At 67.4% G+C, this 15,464-nt stretch carries 17 protein-coding genes; 5 read left to right on the forward strand and 12 right to left on the reverse strand.

Features of this window, described 5'->3' with window-relative positions; translation table 11 throughout:
* Positions 1-66: 66 nt before the first annotated feature.
* The 8 genes from A6P39_RS15445 to A6P39_RS15480 all read right to left on the reverse strand — a co-directional run bounded on the left by A6P39_RS15445 (position 67) and on the right by A6P39_RS15480 (position 7,030).
* The gene (locus A6P39_RS15445) at positions 67-2,298 is read right to left on the reverse strand and encodes a cell division protein FtsK (protein WP_199840988.1); all 2,232 of its coding nucleotides are present in this window, start codon (positions 2,296-2,298) and stop codon (positions 67-69) included.
* A gap of 140 nt (positions 2,299-2,438) precedes the next feature.
* Positions 2,439-3,926, reverse strand: coding sequence for a DNA cytosine methyltransferase (locus tag A6P39_RS15450; protein WP_067054280.1), 1,488 nt, complete (start codon positions 3,924-3,926; stop codon positions 2,439-2,441).
* Positions 3,927-3,944: 18 nt separating this feature from the next.
* The gene (locus A6P39_RS15455; RefSeq protein ID WP_067054282.1) at positions 3,945-4,271 is read right to left on the reverse strand and encodes a hypothetical protein; all 327 of its coding nucleotides are present in this window, start codon (positions 4,269-4,271) and stop codon (positions 3,945-3,947) included.
* On the reverse strand, positions 4,268-4,918 hold the full coding sequence (locus tag A6P39_RS15460) for a GGDEF domain-containing protein (RefSeq protein WP_067054284.1): 651 nt from the start codon (positions 4,916-4,918) through the stop codon (positions 4,268-4,270). Before A6P39_RS15460 ends, A6P39_RS15455 begins: the two co-directional genes overlap by 4 nt.
* On the reverse strand, positions 4,915-5,862 hold the full coding sequence (locus tag A6P39_RS15465; RefSeq protein ID WP_067054383.1) for a DUF2637 domain-containing protein: 948 nt from the start codon (positions 5,860-5,862) through the stop codon (positions 4,915-4,917). The genes A6P39_RS15460 and A6P39_RS15465 overlap by 4 nt, the downstream gene beginning before the upstream one ends.
* Before the next feature lie 89 nt (positions 5,863-5,951).
* The gene (locus A6P39_RS15470) at positions 5,952-6,269 is read right to left on the reverse strand and encodes a hypothetical protein (protein WP_067054286.1); all 318 of its coding nucleotides are present in this window, start codon (positions 6,267-6,269) and stop codon (positions 5,952-5,954) included.
* Positions 6,270-6,363: 94 nt separating this feature from the next.
* Positions 6,364-6,654 carry a hypothetical protein gene (locus tag A6P39_RS15475; RefSeq protein ID WP_067054289.1) on the reverse strand — a complete coding sequence of 97 codons (291 nt, stop codon included), beginning with the start codon at positions 6,652-6,654 and terminating at the stop codon, positions 6,364-6,366.
* A gap of 193 nt (positions 6,655-6,847) precedes the next feature.
* A complete protein-coding gene (locus A6P39_RS15480) occupies positions 6,848-7,030 on the reverse strand; it encodes a hypothetical protein (protein WP_067054291.1) in 183 nt (60 codons plus the stop codon).
* A gap of 456 nt (positions 7,031-7,486) precedes the next feature.
* Between A6P39_RS15480 and A6P39_RS15485 the strand changes: the two genes are divergently transcribed.
* A complete protein-coding gene (locus A6P39_RS15485; protein ID WP_079133738.1) occupies positions 7,487-7,882 on the forward strand; it encodes a GntR family transcriptional regulator in 396 nt (131 codons plus the stop codon).
* A 216-nt stretch (positions 7,883-8,098) separates the two neighbouring features.
* On the opposite strand, the gene A6P39_RS15490 is transcribed toward A6P39_RS15485, so the two are convergent.
* Positions 8,099-8,677: a flavoprotein gene (locus tag A6P39_RS15490; protein ID WP_107304506.1), complete on the reverse strand. Its 579-nt coding sequence runs from the start codon at positions 8,675-8,677 to the stop codon at positions 8,099-8,101.
* Positions 8,659-9,894: a helix-turn-helix domain-containing protein gene (locus A6P39_RS15495; protein WP_067054298.1), complete on the reverse strand. Its 1,236-nt coding sequence runs from the start codon at positions 9,892-9,894 to the stop codon at positions 8,659-8,661. Before A6P39_RS15495 ends, A6P39_RS15490 begins: the two co-directional genes overlap by 19 nt.
* Before the next feature lie 388 nt (positions 9,895-10,282).
* On the opposite strand from A6P39_RS15495, the gene A6P39_RS15500 reads away from it, so the two are divergent.
* Both A6P39_RS15500 and A6P39_RS15505 read left to right on the forward strand, forming a co-directional pair.
* Positions 10,283-11,074 carry a TRADD-N-associated membrane domain-containing protein gene (locus tag A6P39_RS15500; protein ID WP_159396180.1) on the forward strand — a complete coding sequence of 264 codons (792 nt, stop codon included), beginning with the start codon at positions 10,283-10,285 and terminating at the stop codon, positions 11,072-11,074.
* Positions 11,075-11,312: 238 nt separating this feature from the next.
* Complete coding sequence (locus A6P39_RS15505; protein ID WP_067054306.1) at positions 11,313-11,627, forward strand: hypothetical protein; 315 nt, start codon at positions 11,313-11,315, stop codon at positions 11,625-11,627.
* Between the two features lie 112 nt (positions 11,628-11,739).
* On the opposite strand, the gene A6P39_RS15510 is transcribed toward A6P39_RS15505, so the two are convergent.
* On the reverse strand, positions 11,740-12,384 hold the full coding sequence (locus A6P39_RS15510) for a hypothetical protein (RefSeq protein WP_159396181.1): 645 nt from the start codon (positions 12,382-12,384) through the stop codon (positions 11,740-11,742).
* A 308-nt stretch (positions 12,385-12,692) separates the two neighbouring features.
* On the opposite strand from A6P39_RS15510, the gene A6P39_RS15515 reads away from it, so the two are divergent.
* Positions 12,693-13,157, forward strand: coding sequence for a hypothetical protein (locus A6P39_RS15515; RefSeq protein ID WP_079133740.1), 465 nt, complete (start codon positions 12,693-12,695; stop codon positions 13,155-13,157).
* A gap of 235 nt (positions 13,158-13,392) precedes the next feature.
* Here A6P39_RS15515 and A6P39_RS15520 read toward each other — a convergent pair whose 3' ends face one another.
* Positions 13,393-14,064, reverse strand: a complete 672-nt coding sequence (locus A6P39_RS15520) for a hypothetical protein (protein ID WP_067054310.1) — start codon at positions 14,062-14,064, stop codon at positions 13,393-13,395.
* Between the two features lie 914 nt (positions 14,065-14,978).
* On the opposite strand from A6P39_RS15520, the gene A6P39_RS15525 reads away from it, so the two are divergent.
* Positions 14,979-15,425 carry a hypothetical protein gene (locus tag A6P39_RS15525; RefSeq protein ID WP_234379195.1) on the forward strand — a complete coding sequence of 149 codons (447 nt, stop codon included), beginning with the start codon at positions 14,979-14,981 and terminating at the stop codon, positions 15,423-15,425.
* The last annotated feature ends 39 nt before the right edge of the window (positions 15,426-15,464 follow it).

The raw sequence follows: 15,464 nt of genomic DNA on the forward strand, positions 1-15,464 counted from the left end.
GATGGGGCGATAGGTGCGGTGCTAGGTCTAGCGGCGTGTGCCGCTAGACCTAGCACCGCGTGACGGTCAGCCCGCGTCCCGCTTTCCGTCACGCTCCGCAATCGCGGCCGTGATGCGGGCCCGCTCGATGCCGCGCCGGTTGGCGCCCTTGCCGGAGTCCGTCTTGCCCCACACCTGCAAGGTGGGCACGCCGTGCGGCTTGAGCATGTAGGCGAGCTGTTCGGGCTCCCACCCGGCGTAGACGTCGGGCCGCAGCTCGGCGAGCCGGGCGACGACCGTTTCGGACCACACCTTGGGCTCCTCGGACGGGACGACGGCGAGGATGTCGGCGAGCAGGTCGTACCGGGCCGACTCGCTCACCTCGGGCTCGTGTCCGAGGGCGTATCCAGCGAGCGTGCCCGCCGTCTCCCGTGCTGCGCGGGCGCGCAGGGCGATGTTCTCCGCGGCCACCGCGTCCACGAACACGGAGCGCACGATGCGGGCGTCCGCGCCCTCGCCGACGAAGTAGCAGATGCCCTTGTCGGCCCAGCTGAACATGGTGGCCCGCACGCCGCGCTTGTAGCTGGACGTGCCGAGCACCATGTCGTTCTCCAGCTGGCCCATGACCTTCAGGCACCAGCGGGCCGACGCGTTCGCACTGATCCCGGTGGGCAGCGACTTGGCGTCCGGTCGCTGCGTGGCCAGCAGCAGCACGATCCCGGTCGCAGGTCCCCGCTTGACCAGGTCGGTGCAGATCTCCTCGAACTCCGCCCCGTACTTGGGGTGTTCGAACCACTTCTGGCACTCATCCACTCCGACCACGATCGGGTGCAGCCCGAGCGAGGGCATGTTCGCCAGCTCGGTGGTGACCTTCGACTCCGGGCAGATGTCCCGGGGTAGCGAGCGGATCACCTTCGCGCGGCGGCGCAGCTCGCCGCGGACCTCGCGCATGTCGGCGAGCGCGTACTCGAAGTCCTCCTCGTCCTCGCCGGCCCGGTGCCGGTAGGAGACGGCGTCGCCGACCGGGTCCAGGTCGCCGGTGCCCTTCATGTCGTAGGTGTGCAGCTCGGCACGCGGATCCAGGGCAGCGATCAGCATGAGCAGACGCAGAAGGAACGTCTTGCCCATGCGCGGGATCGCGCCGATCACGCCCGCGATGTACATGAGCGTGACCTCGACCCAGCGTCCGCGCTGGTCTGTGGCGAACGCGGCCGGCTTGAACAGGTCCACCGCCCCCGACTTGGCCAGCGGCCACACCGGCGCCGGGGTCTTGGACATGTCCTGATCGCCCACCCACAGCACCAGGCGGCCGGTGTGCTCGTCCGGGACCGACTCCGGCCACACGCACCCCAGCGGGCGGCGCAGCCCCGAGGCGAGCCGCTCGCGGCGGTCCATGACGTCGGTGACGGTCACGCCGTAGGGGAGGTCGCCCTCCGCGCGCCAGCCGGGGCCGTCCCGGGTGATCGGGGCGGTGAAGGCGAAGCCGTCCCGTCCCTTGCCCTGCGCCTGGTTGATCGCCGGGATACCCAGCGCTCCCAGCGCCCGCAGCACGATGTCACTGGTGAGCTTGGGCGCGTCCGGCAGTTCCACAGCCTTGTGGATGACCGGGGCGTCCGCCTTGCGGCCGGCGTAGCCGAGCGCCATCACGATCGCGCTCACCGACACCGCTTGAAGCCAGTCGGGGGCGAGGACGTAGATGGCCAGGGCCGCGCCGACTCCGACGAACAGGGACAGCACCGCCACCAGGGTCCGGAGCCGGACCCGTCCGTCGCGCTGCCGCGACAGCTTCAGGTACTCGGCCGCGTCCTCGCGGCGGACCGCGGCGAGTCGGACCGGCTCGCCCTCGCGGTCGGCCACCCACCGCATGGTGCCGCCGATGAACCGGGCGGTGCCGGTCGGGGCTTGCAGGGAGAGGCGGGCGGCGTAGACCGGGGCGCGGAGCGCGTGGTACCCGGCGGTGTGCGCGTAGTGGCGGGCCACCCACGTCGCGGCGGTCCGCAGTTCGGCCACCGAGCGCAGCCATACCGGGACGACCGCCCGGCGCCGGGCGCCCGCGAGCCGACCGAGGTAGCCCGGACCGGTGGTGGTCGGGGTCGGCTGGTCGACCATCACACGGACGGTCGGGTCGGCCGACTCGGCATCCGACCGAGCCGTGCCGGAGTCGGGCGCGCGGTCGGCGTCGGGTCGGGCGGTCGGGTCGGCCGACTCGGAGCGGGCCGACCGTGCCTTGTCGAGGTCGACCACCTCACCGCCGGAGTCGGAGGCCATCTCGGCTTCCAGCCGGTTGAAGAGTTCGTTGTCGTCGTCGGGGTGCTTCACTGAGGGTTCCTTCTCTCTGGGAGGGATACCGGGCCCGGCCGCGTGCTGTGGAAGGTGGGCGGCCGGGCCCGTACTGCGATGGTCGGCGCCGCATCGGGACCCAGGTGACCGGAATCCGGTCGCTGGGTCACTCGTTCGATTCAGGCGGCGTGTGCGGCGGTGCGGGCGAGAGCGCTGGTGACGCGTTCGCCGATCCATTGGGCGACGTTGCAGGAGACGGCGTTTCCGGCCTGCATGGTCTGCTCGCCCTTGTTGCCGTGGACGATGTAGTCGGCCGGGAAGCGCTGGGCGAGCAGCTGTTCGCGCGGCTGGATCATCCGGTAGTGGCAGTCGTCCAACGCCGGTGCCGGGCCGAGCAGCGCGGCGGAGTCCTTCGTGCCGAGCGTGTGCAGCGGGACTCCGGCCGACTTGGCCATGGCGTTGCGGTACGGGATGACCAGCCAGTGATGGCGGCCCTGCCCGGTGACGGTGTCGACGGGCAGGGAGACGGGTCGGGCGGTGGCGTTGCGGCGCAGGGTGACGATGAAGGAGTCGTCGGCTGGCGGCGGGGTCAGCAGTGCCTCGAACCCCTTGGGGTTGGCCAGTCGGGTGCGCATGGGCTCACCCGCGTGGGTCGGCTGGGTGTTCCAGGTGCCGCCGGTCGGTACCAGCACCGCATCGCCGATCTTCACTGTGCGCGCGGCGAGCGGGGCGCCGTCGGCGGGGACGGCGCGGCCGTCGTGTCCGCCGTGGTTGACGGTGAGGACCATCCGTTGACGGCCGAGCAGGTCCAGGCCGGCGCGGATGCGCTTGACGGTGTTCGCGGCCAGCGGGCGCAGCCCGTGGGCGGGCCGGTCGCCGATGCGTACCCCGAGATCGGACCAGTCGATGATGCTCGCCGCCGGGCGCACGTACGGCTCCACTACGGCGTGACGGCACCGGGTGTTGGGGCAGCGGTAGTCGTACTGCTGCTTGTACTTGCCCACCCGTCGGCCGTTGCGCCATGTCTGGACCGCGCTCACGTCCTCGCCGCAGTCTGGGCACCAGGCAAGCGGTGTGGGTTTCAGGTCCGGCACGGGGACGTCCCGGCGGGTGAAGACCACGTAGATCCGGTCCCGCCACTGCGGGGCGGGTGGGTTGAACGGGTCGCCGACGTGGGCGGAGGAGACGGAGACGATCTGGGAGTGGTAGCCGAGGGTTTCCATGCCCTTGCGCCACCAGTCGAACAGCTCCCAGTCGACGGCGAACTCCAGCACGTTCTCACACAGCACGGCGGCGTAGCGGTGCACCTCGGTCGCCCGGATGACGTCGTAGGCGGTGGCCCTGGTGCGCTCCCACCCGGCGTCTTCGACAGGGCCGTGCTCGCCCAGTTCGAGGGAGAGTTGTCCGTGGGTGCGGCGGCGGCCGCCGGCCGGGGAGATCTCCGTGCAGATCGGCGAGGCCCACAGGATGTCGGTCTTGGGCAGGCGCCGCATGTCGTAGTTGTTGATGTCCGCGCACAGGTGGTCGGCGTCGCGGTGGTTCGCGGCGTGGGTTTCCACGGCCCGCTTCCAGTGGTTCGCGGCCAGTCGCAGTTCCAGCCCGGCCGCGACCAGGCCGGTGGAGGAACCGCCCGCGCCGCAGAACAGATCGGTGAACGTCAGGCTCACGCTTGAACTCCCTTCGGATCAGAGGTCGAACAGGCCCGGCTCGTCCACCGGCGCGCAGACGCGGGCTCGGCGGGTGGCGGCGGTGTGGCACTCCGGGCACCAGGCCCGCAGCTCACCGGGCGGCAGCGTGACTGCCTTCACCGGCGGGACGCACGGGTCAGCGGGCGCGGCCATCAGGCGGATGCGGTGACCGTGCTTGCTGGTGTAGCCGTCGTGCTCGCGCGGGCAGCGGCCCTCGGTCTTGGCGTGCGGGTTGCCGCACTCGCCGGTGCACTGGCAGCGGTAGCCGGCCGCCGCCATCACGGGCAGCCAGACGTCAACAGCGGCGAGCGGCGCGGACTTCATGCCGCCACCCCCACCCTGGGCACGTCCGTGCGAGCGCCGGTGCGTCCGGCGCGGCGTCCTGCGAGGGTGGCGACCAGCCGTCCCAGGCCCGCGCGGCGCGTTCCCGCGCGGGCTTGTTTGGCGGCGTACATCGCTTCGTCCGCCCGCCGCAGCAGGGCGGACAGGTCCTCTCCCGGGAAGTCCGCCGCGCGCACCCAGCCCAGGGAGACGGTGGTGCGCACGTTCGGGTCCTGCCCGTCGACGGGACGGGCGAGGACACCGTGGAGGACGGCGAGCTGGTCACCGCCGCTGCCGTGGTCATCGAGCAGGACGGCGGCGAACTCATCGCCCCCGAGCCGCCCGGCGACACCGCTGCGCCCGGCATGGTGGGCGAGCCGGTCCGCAGTCGCCTTCAGCAGCGCGTCGCCGGCGGCGTGCCCGTAGGCGTCGTTGATCCGCTTGAACTTGTCGACGTCGGCGAGAACGACGATGGCGCGTGGGTCCTTGAGCAGGGCCGTGGCGCGGCGGGTGAAACCGTCCCGGGTGTGCAGGCCGGTCAGCGGGTCACGGCGGGCCGTGTCCAGGGTGGAACGAAGCCGCCACGCGTGGACGGCCCACCCGCAGGTGAGCGGCAGCGTGGACGATAAGACCGTGGTCAGGGTGTTCACGCGGCTACCTCCTCGCGAGCAGCGCCGGACACAGCGGTGTCCTCGGTGTCGACGGGGTGCAGGGCGCGGCCGTCGGCCCGCTCGGCGAGCAGGGCGTCACGCACCTGCCGGGCCGGGGCGGAGCCGCAGTGCAGCGCCTTGCGCAGCGCTTCGGCGTTGATCTCGGCGTCCTTCCAGTCGGCCGTGACCGTGCGCGCCTCGGCGAGCAGTTCGGCTGTCGTGCGCTGCGGCGTCTTGGCCTTGCCCTTGACGGGCCGCTTGCGGGGCGGCTTAGGCGCCTCACGCTCCGGCTCCTCCGGGGCCTGCTCCGGCTCCGGGGCCTCCGGCACGTCGATACCTGTGGGGGCGAGTTCGCCGATGCGGAGCAGCACACGCTCACGGCGCGGGGTCTTGCGGCGCCAGCCGCGGCCGTAGCGCTCGCGCAGGTCCGCGCGGGCCAACAGCCGCTCCCGCTCACGAGCGAGCGCATCCGCGTAGGCGGTGACCTCCCACAACGTCATGCGCCGCCACAGCAGGAACGTGGACAACGGGGCCAGCAGCCAGCGGGAGACGCGGATCTTCTCCATGCGCCGTCCGGTGACGGCTCCGATGCGGACGGCGTAGACGTGCGCGCCGATCTCGGAGAACACCACCCACAGCAGCGGCATCGTCCCGTGCGCGACCTTCGCCCACAGCGAGTGGCCGGCCGCTATGTTCAGCCCGCACGTGACCAGAGTCAGCGCCCAGGGCACGAACCGTACCCACGCCAAGCCCATGTCCAGCCGAATCAGCAGCAGGTTGGCCAGGGTGAACACCGGGATCGCGATATCGATCGCGATCGGCAGGGTGTGCGGGTTGCTGAACCCCCACCGCGCGGCAGCCAAGGACACCGCGTCGAACGAGGAGTACAACCCGAGCGCGCCGACCGCGGCGGCGGCCAGCGCCCCCACCCCCGCCAGCCCCATCTCAGGACGGGTCAGCGGCGGCACCGAAGCCGGGGACGGGGTGATCGTGCCGGCGTCCTGCGGCAGGGGCGTGGTGGTGTGGTCCACGCTCACCACCACCCCGAGGACTTCTTCGCCGCCTTGTCCTTGGCGGCGGCAGCGATGATCCGGTCCCGCTCCTTCTCCAGCGCGGAGACCTCCGCGCCCAGCCGCCGCTCAGCCCCGCTCCACGCCCTTTCGAGGTTCCGCTCGGCGCGCGCCGGGGTCCTGCCACGGACGATCTTGATCGCACCACCGGCAGCGGCGGACAGGATCGCCCGCTTCTCAGCGCCGGTCAGGGGCCACAGCTCACGCTCGCGGACCGCTTCGAGCTTGCGATTCGCCTGCCCGATCTCACAATCCAGGCGGCGGGTGTTCGGCTTGCTCATCGCTGACCACCGCCCCGGCCCTGCTCGGAGCGCTTGTTGGCGTCCTTGACCTTCTGCGACAAGGTCTTGCGCTCGTCCTCGGTCAACTGCGTGATCACGCCGCCGCTCCCTTCCGGGACGGCCGGCGGCGCCCGGTAGGGCGGGCCAGCGGGATGACGTCGAACAGCTCCGGGTGCTCCTGGACGATCCCGGCCGCCAGGCGGATCAGGTCGTCGGTCATCTCAGGGTTGTCGGCGAGGATGTCGCGCGCGGCGTCCTCACGGGCCGCGCGCTCTTCGTCCGTCTCGCCCTCCACCCCGAGCCACAGCTCGGGCGGGGTACCGAGGGCGAGTTCGGCGAAGTCGAGATCGGTCACCGCCAAATGGCGGCCGACGTAGGAACGCATGATGGCTCCTGACTTGGAGGGACAGAAAGCCGGAGCAGCCGCAGGCCTTTGGCGAGACGACGACTGCTCCGGGATACCCCGGGCCGCGGGTGCGGCGGGGTGAGTGCCCCGGGCCGGATTCGATCCGGCAGCGCCATGCCGGGACCAGGGCTGGATGTTCCGGGGTGAAGTTGGAGGTGCTGGCGCGGTTCGATCAGTCGGTGATGCGGATGTTGCGAGCGGACTTGCGCTGGCTCGCGAACTCGCGGCCGATGGCGACCTCGGCCTCATGCCGGGTGACGATGGACTGGTTGAAGGTCGCAGTGTCGGAGACTTCCTCCGTCTTGCCGGTGTCCAGGTCGGTGACTGTCGCGGTGAAGCGATAGGTACGGTTCACGTCAGGCTTCTTCCTGCTCGGTGGATGAGTGGCGGAGCGTGCCCCGGGCCGCATTCGATGCGGCACCATCACGGCCGGTCCGGTACTGGCTGGGTGGTGCGAAGCGGTCGTGCTCCGGCTCCCCTCGGCGCTGCTCGTACGAGACGAGCAGCGGAGGCAACCGGCCGCGGCCTGCATGAGGCACGCCGCGGAGAGGTCGAAGAGCGCGCGGGCCGTTCCCCGCGCAGACCGCCTTCTTTGCGCTGAGCGCAGGCGGTAGATCCTCAGTCCACTGTTCAGTTCTCAAGGCACTGGCACTCCCCGACGAGCGCGGTAACCCCTGGTTGAAGGGGATCCCGCCCCTTGCGGGGTGGGACCCGCCGGGCGCGAGTTCAGATTGACCTAAGTCAATCTTACTGTCAAGAGGGTCCGACGGAGGGGCAGAGATTGACTTAGGTCCCAGCTACTCTCGAGCCCATGGAGCAGAGTTCAGAAGCGCCCAAGCAGGCGCCCACGGCCAAGAACATCGCTGCGGACTTCCGCGCGAAGATCACAGGCCCGAACCGCGAATACGAACCGGGACACCGACTCCCCGCGGCGCGCAAGCTCGCCAAAGAACTTGGCGTGCAGCTCCTGACGGTGCAAAGCGCGTACAACCAGCTCCGCGATGAGGGACTGGTCCTCACCCAGCAGGGCCGCGGGACGTTCGTCCGTGACCCTTCCGTGCCGCTCGGCACAGAGCCGGGCAGCAGCCCCGCGTTCACAGCCCTGGCCACGGAACTCAGCTCGATTCACGAAGCTCTCCGCCTGCTCGATGAGCGACTCGGCCGTCTTGAGCAAGTCGTTGGCAACGAGACTCCACCCGCGCAGTGAGTTCGTCCGCGCGCCTCAGCAGTCGCTCGACCGTGGCGCGCGCCTCGCTCAAACTCGCTTCGATCACAGCGAGTTCTGCGGAGGTGAGGCCTCCCAACTCGCCGCTTCGCTCCTGGATCCCTGACATGCCAATGAGGATGCGTCCGGAATCAGAAGAGGACCCGGACAGACTGTCCGGGTCCTCATTCTTTGCAGCTCAGGCGGGTTGACGACTCGTCACCGGGTGGCTTCGTCCACAGCGTCCAGCACTGCTACCCAGGGAAGTTCACGCCCAGCCGGCGCTTCTCTCGGCTCGTAGAGCGGCCACACGTCCGGGCCGTAGACGAGGTGCACACCCCCGGCCCGCAGGGCGTCGATGTGACCTTGCCACGCAGGATGACGCGCATGCGCCGCGTTCACCCGTGGGAAGACGACGACGGGGAGACCGAGAGTGCCGATAGCTTCGCCCACCTGCGTCAGTGCCTGGTTGTCCATTACGCCAGTGGCAAGCTTGGCGACCATGTTGGCCGACGCGGGAGCAACCACGTAGCAGTCAACCGGCGGATGCGGGCGAGCGTCGCCGGGGAGACGGGGTTCGTCACGCACAGGCAGGCCAGTGAGCTTCTCCAACTGCTCAACCTCACCGCTCATCCGCAACCACTGACCTGCGGTCGGCGTAAGCGTGACGGCCACCCGCCATCCGCGATCCATAGCGGGCTCAACGAAGCCGGTACGCAGCACCTCTACGCCCCCGGCCGCCGACCCGACGACCCCGAGCACCCCACGTTTGCCTGAACTCACTGCACCGCCCTGCACCGCTGAGCCATCGCGAACACCTCGGACGAACGCGAGCCGCCAGTGACCGGGGACTGTTTGATCAGGTCTCGCAGCGTTTCGCGCACCCTCGGATTGTTGCGCACGAGCTGCGGCGACGTGCGCTCGGCTGTACGCAGTTCCGCAAACGCATCGTCCCCCTGCCCAGCAAGCGACAAGGCACGCGCGAAGTCAATGCGGTGCGAAACGCTGCGCTCCTGCGGCATGTGATCGACGTTGATTCGGCCGTGCTCCACCACGTACGAGACGTTGTCGAGGTCCAGCTCAACCGACAAGCGGTGAAGCAGTGCATTCGTCGGCCCGAAACCGGTCTGCCAGTAGTTCTCATCCGAGCCGAGGTCATCCGCAAGCTCTTCAGCACGGTTCAACAGCGTCGTCGCGGTGAGCCGGTCTTGATGGCGCGCCGCTGCGACGGCAGCCCGCAGATGGATCATCCCCAGCAAGCTGAGCGCCGCCGGGTCCCGCTCCGTCACCTGAGACGACAGCCACGCTGCGGCAGTGTTGCCCAACTCCAAGGCATCGTCATATCGCCCATTAGCGAGCAAGGCATGCGTGCCCGACCGTGCGGCAGACGCCAGTACGAGCGGGTCGTCCGACTCGTCAGCGGCTCGCATCGCGCGCTCGGCAGCGAGCCATGAGATGTCTGACTCGCCGATCTTCGCGAGGGTCGTAGCTGCAAGATGGTGCGTACGGGCCGACACGGCCCAGCAATCACCTCGGTCTTCGCCACGGCGTGCCGCTCGCTCCTCCAACTCCTGTGCCGTCTGAAGCAGCGCAGGCAGGGCCGCGATGACGCTGCCGAGTCGTCCGCCCTGGTAGTCGTTCCACGCGTGCTCTACACGTACGGCCACGGGAGCCGGCGTCGGGAGTTGCGCCTCAGCATCCGGGCCGAAGAGCAGACGGGACAGTCGACGCGGGCTCATGAGCGCGTCACGAACAGCGGGGACATCATCTTGTTCCCGCTCGTCTTCCACGAGCACGGTCTGTCCGAGCAGGTCCCCGAGAGGCACGCGCAGGATGCGCGACAGCTCGGCGAGCATGTCGATGCGGGGCGGCTTCCTGCGCCCCGTCTCGATCTTGGCGAGCCAATCAGTGCTACGACCGACCAGGCCGGCCAGCACCTCTTGCGTGTAGCCACGACGCTTCCGATAGAACGCGATGCGCTCGCCGATGCTGAGGTGATCTCCAAGACCACGCATTGCGTGTTGCCTCCTGGTTGTAGGGGCCCGCTTCACGGTACCGAGCCGGTCGTCAGGCTGGACAGACGGTCTTCCCTGTCCGCCCGGCCGAGCGTGAAGCACCCATCAACAGAGGGCCCGGACGAAGTGTCCGGGTCCAGGTTCCTGTGATCGGGATCCGTGGAGGTGAGACAAGAGATGTCCCACCTGTCCGACTGTCCCAGTGGCCGGAGTGACCTGCGCAAATAGGTGGGACAGCAAGATTCGAGGCTGTCCCGCCTGTCCGGGCAGGGCTGCCGCTGTAACACCGGGGGGGTACAGCCCTCGGCGAAGCATCGTCACCGGGGCGGCGCCGTTGAATATCAGCCGAGTCCCCTTACCGCCAACGGAGAGCTGGCACTATCAGCTCATGTCCTCGCTCTCTGACCAAGTCCCGTCAATCGTGGCCACTCTTGTTGGGCTAGCGGCGGCAGGCGGCGGGTTGTACCCGACAGTCAAAGCGGCACTTGGGTCGTACAAACGAGACGTTGCAGAGAACCGGCGACGACTCCAGCACGAGTTGCAGATCTCAACTGCCGGAGTCACCATTCCCGGGCCCCAAGCCGACGACGTCTCCGAGGACTCCACTGGCGCCGAGGGCTCCGCCACCACCCAGCACAACACGTACTACAACATCCGAGTCGATCAGGCAGCCACGGCGGAGGAACTGCGTGCCGAGCGGGAAGAGAAGACGTTCTCGCTGCTCTTGGCCGACTACTACGCTCATGGCCTGACTCAGGCGCAGCGCAGCTCGATCATGAGTCTCATCTTTTCGGGTCTCGGTTGTGCCATCCTCTTCGTCGGGGTTGCCTTAGCCATCTGGCACTCCGACACGACTGGCGACCTCTACGCAGCGGTAAGCACGAACGTCACGGGCATCGTGACTGGCACTGTGGGCATGCTGTTCCACAAGCAGGCGCGAGGAGCGATGGAACACCTGGCCAGTCAGACGAAGCTCTTGCGTCAGGACATGCGATCGGAGCGCGGCACTCGTAACGCCATCCGTCTGGTCAACGAAGTTGACGATCTGGCTTTGAGGGGCCGACTGCAAGCAGCCCTGATCTTGAAGTTCGCAGATGCCACATTGCCTGACGCAGTAGGCGAATACACGGACCCCACAGTCCCGGCCCAGCATCCGAACGGAGGACGGACCGCCCCTTGACCCGCATAGAGGGGCGTCCTCCAGGGCCACCAGCCCCAAGGAGGGTCGTCCCGGTTGAGTGTTCAAAGTGCGTGACAACGAGGGCGAACTTTGGCGTACACCCACGGACACACAGGGACTGCCAATGCTGGTCAGCAGTGCGCCCCTGCCAGGTCGGACGGCGCCCGGGATTGCTTCGGGACGAAGAGGTCGAGGCTTGACGGCGGTCAAGGGCCTGCCTCGCAGTCATGATCTGCCCATGGATGAGTACGCATGGCCGAGCGTCGCCAAAGTGCCGGCGGAGATGCGCCATGAGAGATGGGCGGCGACTGTCGCGGCTCTGCCCTTGGGGGCCTCGATCGCTGGCGAGGTCATCGGACGTCAGCCCTTCGGGGTCTTCATCCGTGTCGACGGCGTTCCGGAGGCCATGGCGCTGGCCGAGATCACGGCGATGCCGCAGGGGATAGACCTGCCCGCGTTAGGGGCCCGCGTCATCGGGGAGATCATCGGGAACACCGAGCACAACCACCAGGTGAGGGTGCGGCTGCAAGAGCGGGAGACGCCTGCCGAGTGACAGTTCTCGGGCCGTCGCCGGGCCGTGTGAGGTCAGCCGACGCCGACCAACAACGACGGAAGCCCACGGCATCTGAGCTGTTCAGAGCCGTGGGCCTCGTCAGTGCCGCTGGTCAGCGAGACCGGTGATCAGTAGACCGGCCATTGAGACGCCGCTGGCCACGCACTTCTGTGACCAACTCGTGGTCCAGCGCCGCACCCGCCTGGAGGAGAAACTCCCGAACCTCTCGCTCGAGCTGCTTGAGCTTGTCTGGAAGCTCAGAAGTGTTGTAGGCAACGATCAACCTGCCCTCTTCGTCAGCTATGCGGTTCAGGCTCTCCCTGATGCGGAAGATGGCCACCAGGGAACCGGACAGCTCCACGACCTTGGTCACGGACGGCTCAAGCTCAGCAGGCCCATCCAGGATCACGTTCCTTCCGTAGCGGCTAACTTCATCTGCTAGCTCAACAGCCCGAGGAACATAGCCCTCTCGGAAGCCGCCGGGGCTCAAATCGACGGCTTGATCTGACCCCCCAGTGGTAGACGCACTCGGCCGGCCAAAGTGGCGACCGAACATGACCCATGGCTCAAGGTGATCGTGAAGTGCGATGGCAGCGGAGGAGAATGCCTCATACGAGGATCTTCGCGGTTCCCTGCGCTCGCGCAGGAAGTCAAAGCGCATCTGGATCTTGGCCAATGACCTTGAACTCCAGCTCGTGGCGATGGTCCCGACAGTTCCTACCGCCGCTCCCAGCACGGCAGCGAGTCCAGCATCCATGACAATGATGGTGCCGCCTTGGAGCGCCCCGCACTGAAGGTTGCGCATAATCGCTGGCACGAGGTCATGTTCGCCGCGCACACGGCGAGGCCGTGCCAGAACCTGCGGGGAACCAGGGGGAATACCGGGGAACAGGCCAGCAACCCAGCCGAGGTCAGCACACACTGTTCGCAGGTCAGCAAGGGGGAACGCCCTTTGATCACCTGAGCTTCCCAGGCTGAGGGCGCAAGTTCGACATCCTTCGATCTTTCAACTTCTTGGCATACGCCTCAACAAGCCCAACTCCTAGCGATCGGTACCCTCCTCACGTGGACTGGATACCGCTGCTCAGTACGGCCTTCGGTGCCGTGATCGGTGTTGTTGCGACACTGCTTGCGGATCGAGTGCGAGCAAGGAGTAACCGGCAGGAGGAAGACCGGGCACTCAAGCGCCGGCTGTACGGTGACTACCTGGCTGCCCTCTCCCTGACTCGGCAAAATTTGCGGACCGCGGCACGGAGCTTGTCTGTCTCCCATGCGGAACGGACACGTATGGCTCTGGATTCGTTCAAGGAAGCAAGCGTGTATCAGGCGCGGTATCAGGTCTCGCTCGTGGCGCACGAGCGCGTCGTTGAAGCGTCCACAGCTGCCTTCAATGCGCTGAGAAGCCTGCGGGATCTGGTAGAAGCTGGCGGAGGCAGTCATGGAGATCCCGCCTACCGTGCAGCCCAGAACGAGTGGACGGGATGCTTCGCCACGTTGCGTCGATGCATGCGACGCGATCTTGACAGCTAAAGGTTTGCCCAGACCTTCAAGACACAGCCACTTTGGTACGAGCCTTAAAGATCACGGCCCGAGACACCTCGGCATGCTTGTGAGTGTCCTGCGTGACAACGACCAGGCACAGCGACGGACGGCCGCGTACGCCCGCAGACCATCGCAGCAGGTGAGAGGCCCATCAGCCCAAGGCCGGACGCACTGCCAAGTTGCTTCGGAGGAGTCGAAAGATGACCAAGAGGCTTGGAGTAGATCAGTTCGGCTGCGTTGGAGCCTGATAGCGGGACAGAGCGTTGTTCACCGCCCTTTGGAACGGCATCAGCCGACGGCCTGCCCACCGCTCCACGAGTGCACGGAACTCTGCGTCTGGCAAGGCAGATGTGTCGTCAGTCGATGCGTCGACCAGCTGTCGGTAATCACGGACAACCGACTCCACCAGACGCTGCTGGTGATATCGCTGAGATCCCAACCACACAGCGCTACTGACCGCGCCATGCAACTGCTCAAGTAGGCTGATGCTGAGTTCCCCTCTGTCATCATTCGCCTGGCGGAAGGCGGCACGAGGGTTCGCGCTGCCGGAGTCCTCGCCAAGCAGCTGCCTCAGGTTCTGCTGCATCTCCAGCAAAGCGCGGATTTGAAGACGCAGCCCCGCCAGGTTCTCGGCCAGGGCTGCGCGAGCCTTCGTCTCCTTCTGCTCTTCCTGATGACGCTCAGCCCGCGGCTGGACTATGAGCAGAGCGGTGGGCAGACCAAAGCTGAACGCGGTTGCGCTGGCAACGAGGTTGCCGAGGAACCCCCACCTCTCCCACCAGCCCTGCCAGTCCCCTACAGCTCCCAGGGCGAAGAACGCCATCCCGACAGGAATCAGTACCAGCGTGGCCTTCTTGGCGTACAGGGGTGCCTCGCGCCAGTTCAGCAATCGCACTTCGAGTTCCTCAGGCCGTGTCCGCCTCCCAATACTGCCGTCACTGCGTGAGCGGCACTGGCCAATCGCCGCACATCACGACTTTGCACACCGTGTGCCACAGCCGTGCCAGATGCAGGGGTCAGCAGCGGTCAACAAGGGTGGCTGACGGGTGCATCTGCGCCCGCCAGCTCGGCCGCCGAAGCGGCAGGTCACCGGCCCGATGGCCCACCCTCTCTCCTAAGGCGGTAGTGGGCCGACCGCGCCTAGTCTCCCTTTCGGCGATCTCGCTTAGCAGCGGCTCACTGCCTCCAGCTTCCGAGGATGGCCCTTGGCCGACGTCGGGCGCCATGGGGAGCGTTCCATGTGTCCGACTGTCCGGTTGGAGTGCTGACCTGCATAAATGGGTGGGACAGCGAGATTCGCCGGTGTCCCACCGGTCCGACATGAGTATCGGCTGCAACACCCCGGGGTGTTGCAGCCCCTCACGTCGTCGCCTTCCCGCCAGCCCTCAACAATCGGAGGTGGCCTCCCGCCTCCCTCTCCCGCACGCGTGTGAGGGGCGTGTGTGCGAGTCGAGATCACGCACTCCGCGCGGCTCCCTTGCAGGTCAGAGCCATAATCGAGCTGGTCACGAGCATGCTCTCCGGAGCCGTGTGCGCAGGTTCGAATCCTGCCGGGGGCACTTCGCGTGAAGTGCCTAAAGACCCCGCCATCAGCGTGTTCGCTGAGTGCGGGGTCTTGGTGTATGTGCAGGCGGATGCGGTCAGACGCAGGCCCATGACAGTGATCACGTAATGACCGCGTAATGATCTTGGGGCCCTTCTCTGCAGGTCACACCAGCTATCGACAGCTTCCGGGCGAGACTCATTAAACACCTGGGCACACAGACGATCTTGTGATGTTCTGCTCCTGTGGATGGTGTCCTCTCGGCCTTGATCGCGATCGTCGGAACGCTGCTGGGCTCCGCTGTGACGCACGCATTCCAGCGCAAAGCGTCTGCACACGACCGAGTGTTCGCGGCTCAACAGCAACTCCGCGCGGATCGGATGACCGTGTACAGCGACTTCGCCGGAGCGCTGACAGAGTTCCGACGCAGCCAACAAGATCGCTGGCACCGCAAGAACGAGGACCCAGACGGCTCCGCGTTCATCGAAGCTCGCACAGAGGCCTACCGGCTCCGCGGGACCGCCCTCCACTCGCTGTTCCGCGTCCAGCTCATAGCGAGCGCGCAGACGCTGATCGACACCGCGCAAAATGCCTACGACCTCACATCCAGCTTGCACAAGGCAGACGACAAGACAGAGCTGAGTGCCCTCGGAGCACAGGCACGAGCGGCCCTGGAGCAGTTCATCACCATCGCTTCTTCGGACGTGCAGTAACGCCGAGGGAGCCCCAGATCTCTCCGGGGCTCCCTCAGT

It is taken from the genome of Streptomyces sp. FXJ1.172, from assembly GCF_001636945.3.
Classification (GTDB): domain Bacteria; phylum Actinomycetota; class Actinomycetes; order Streptomycetales; family Streptomycetaceae; genus Streptomyces.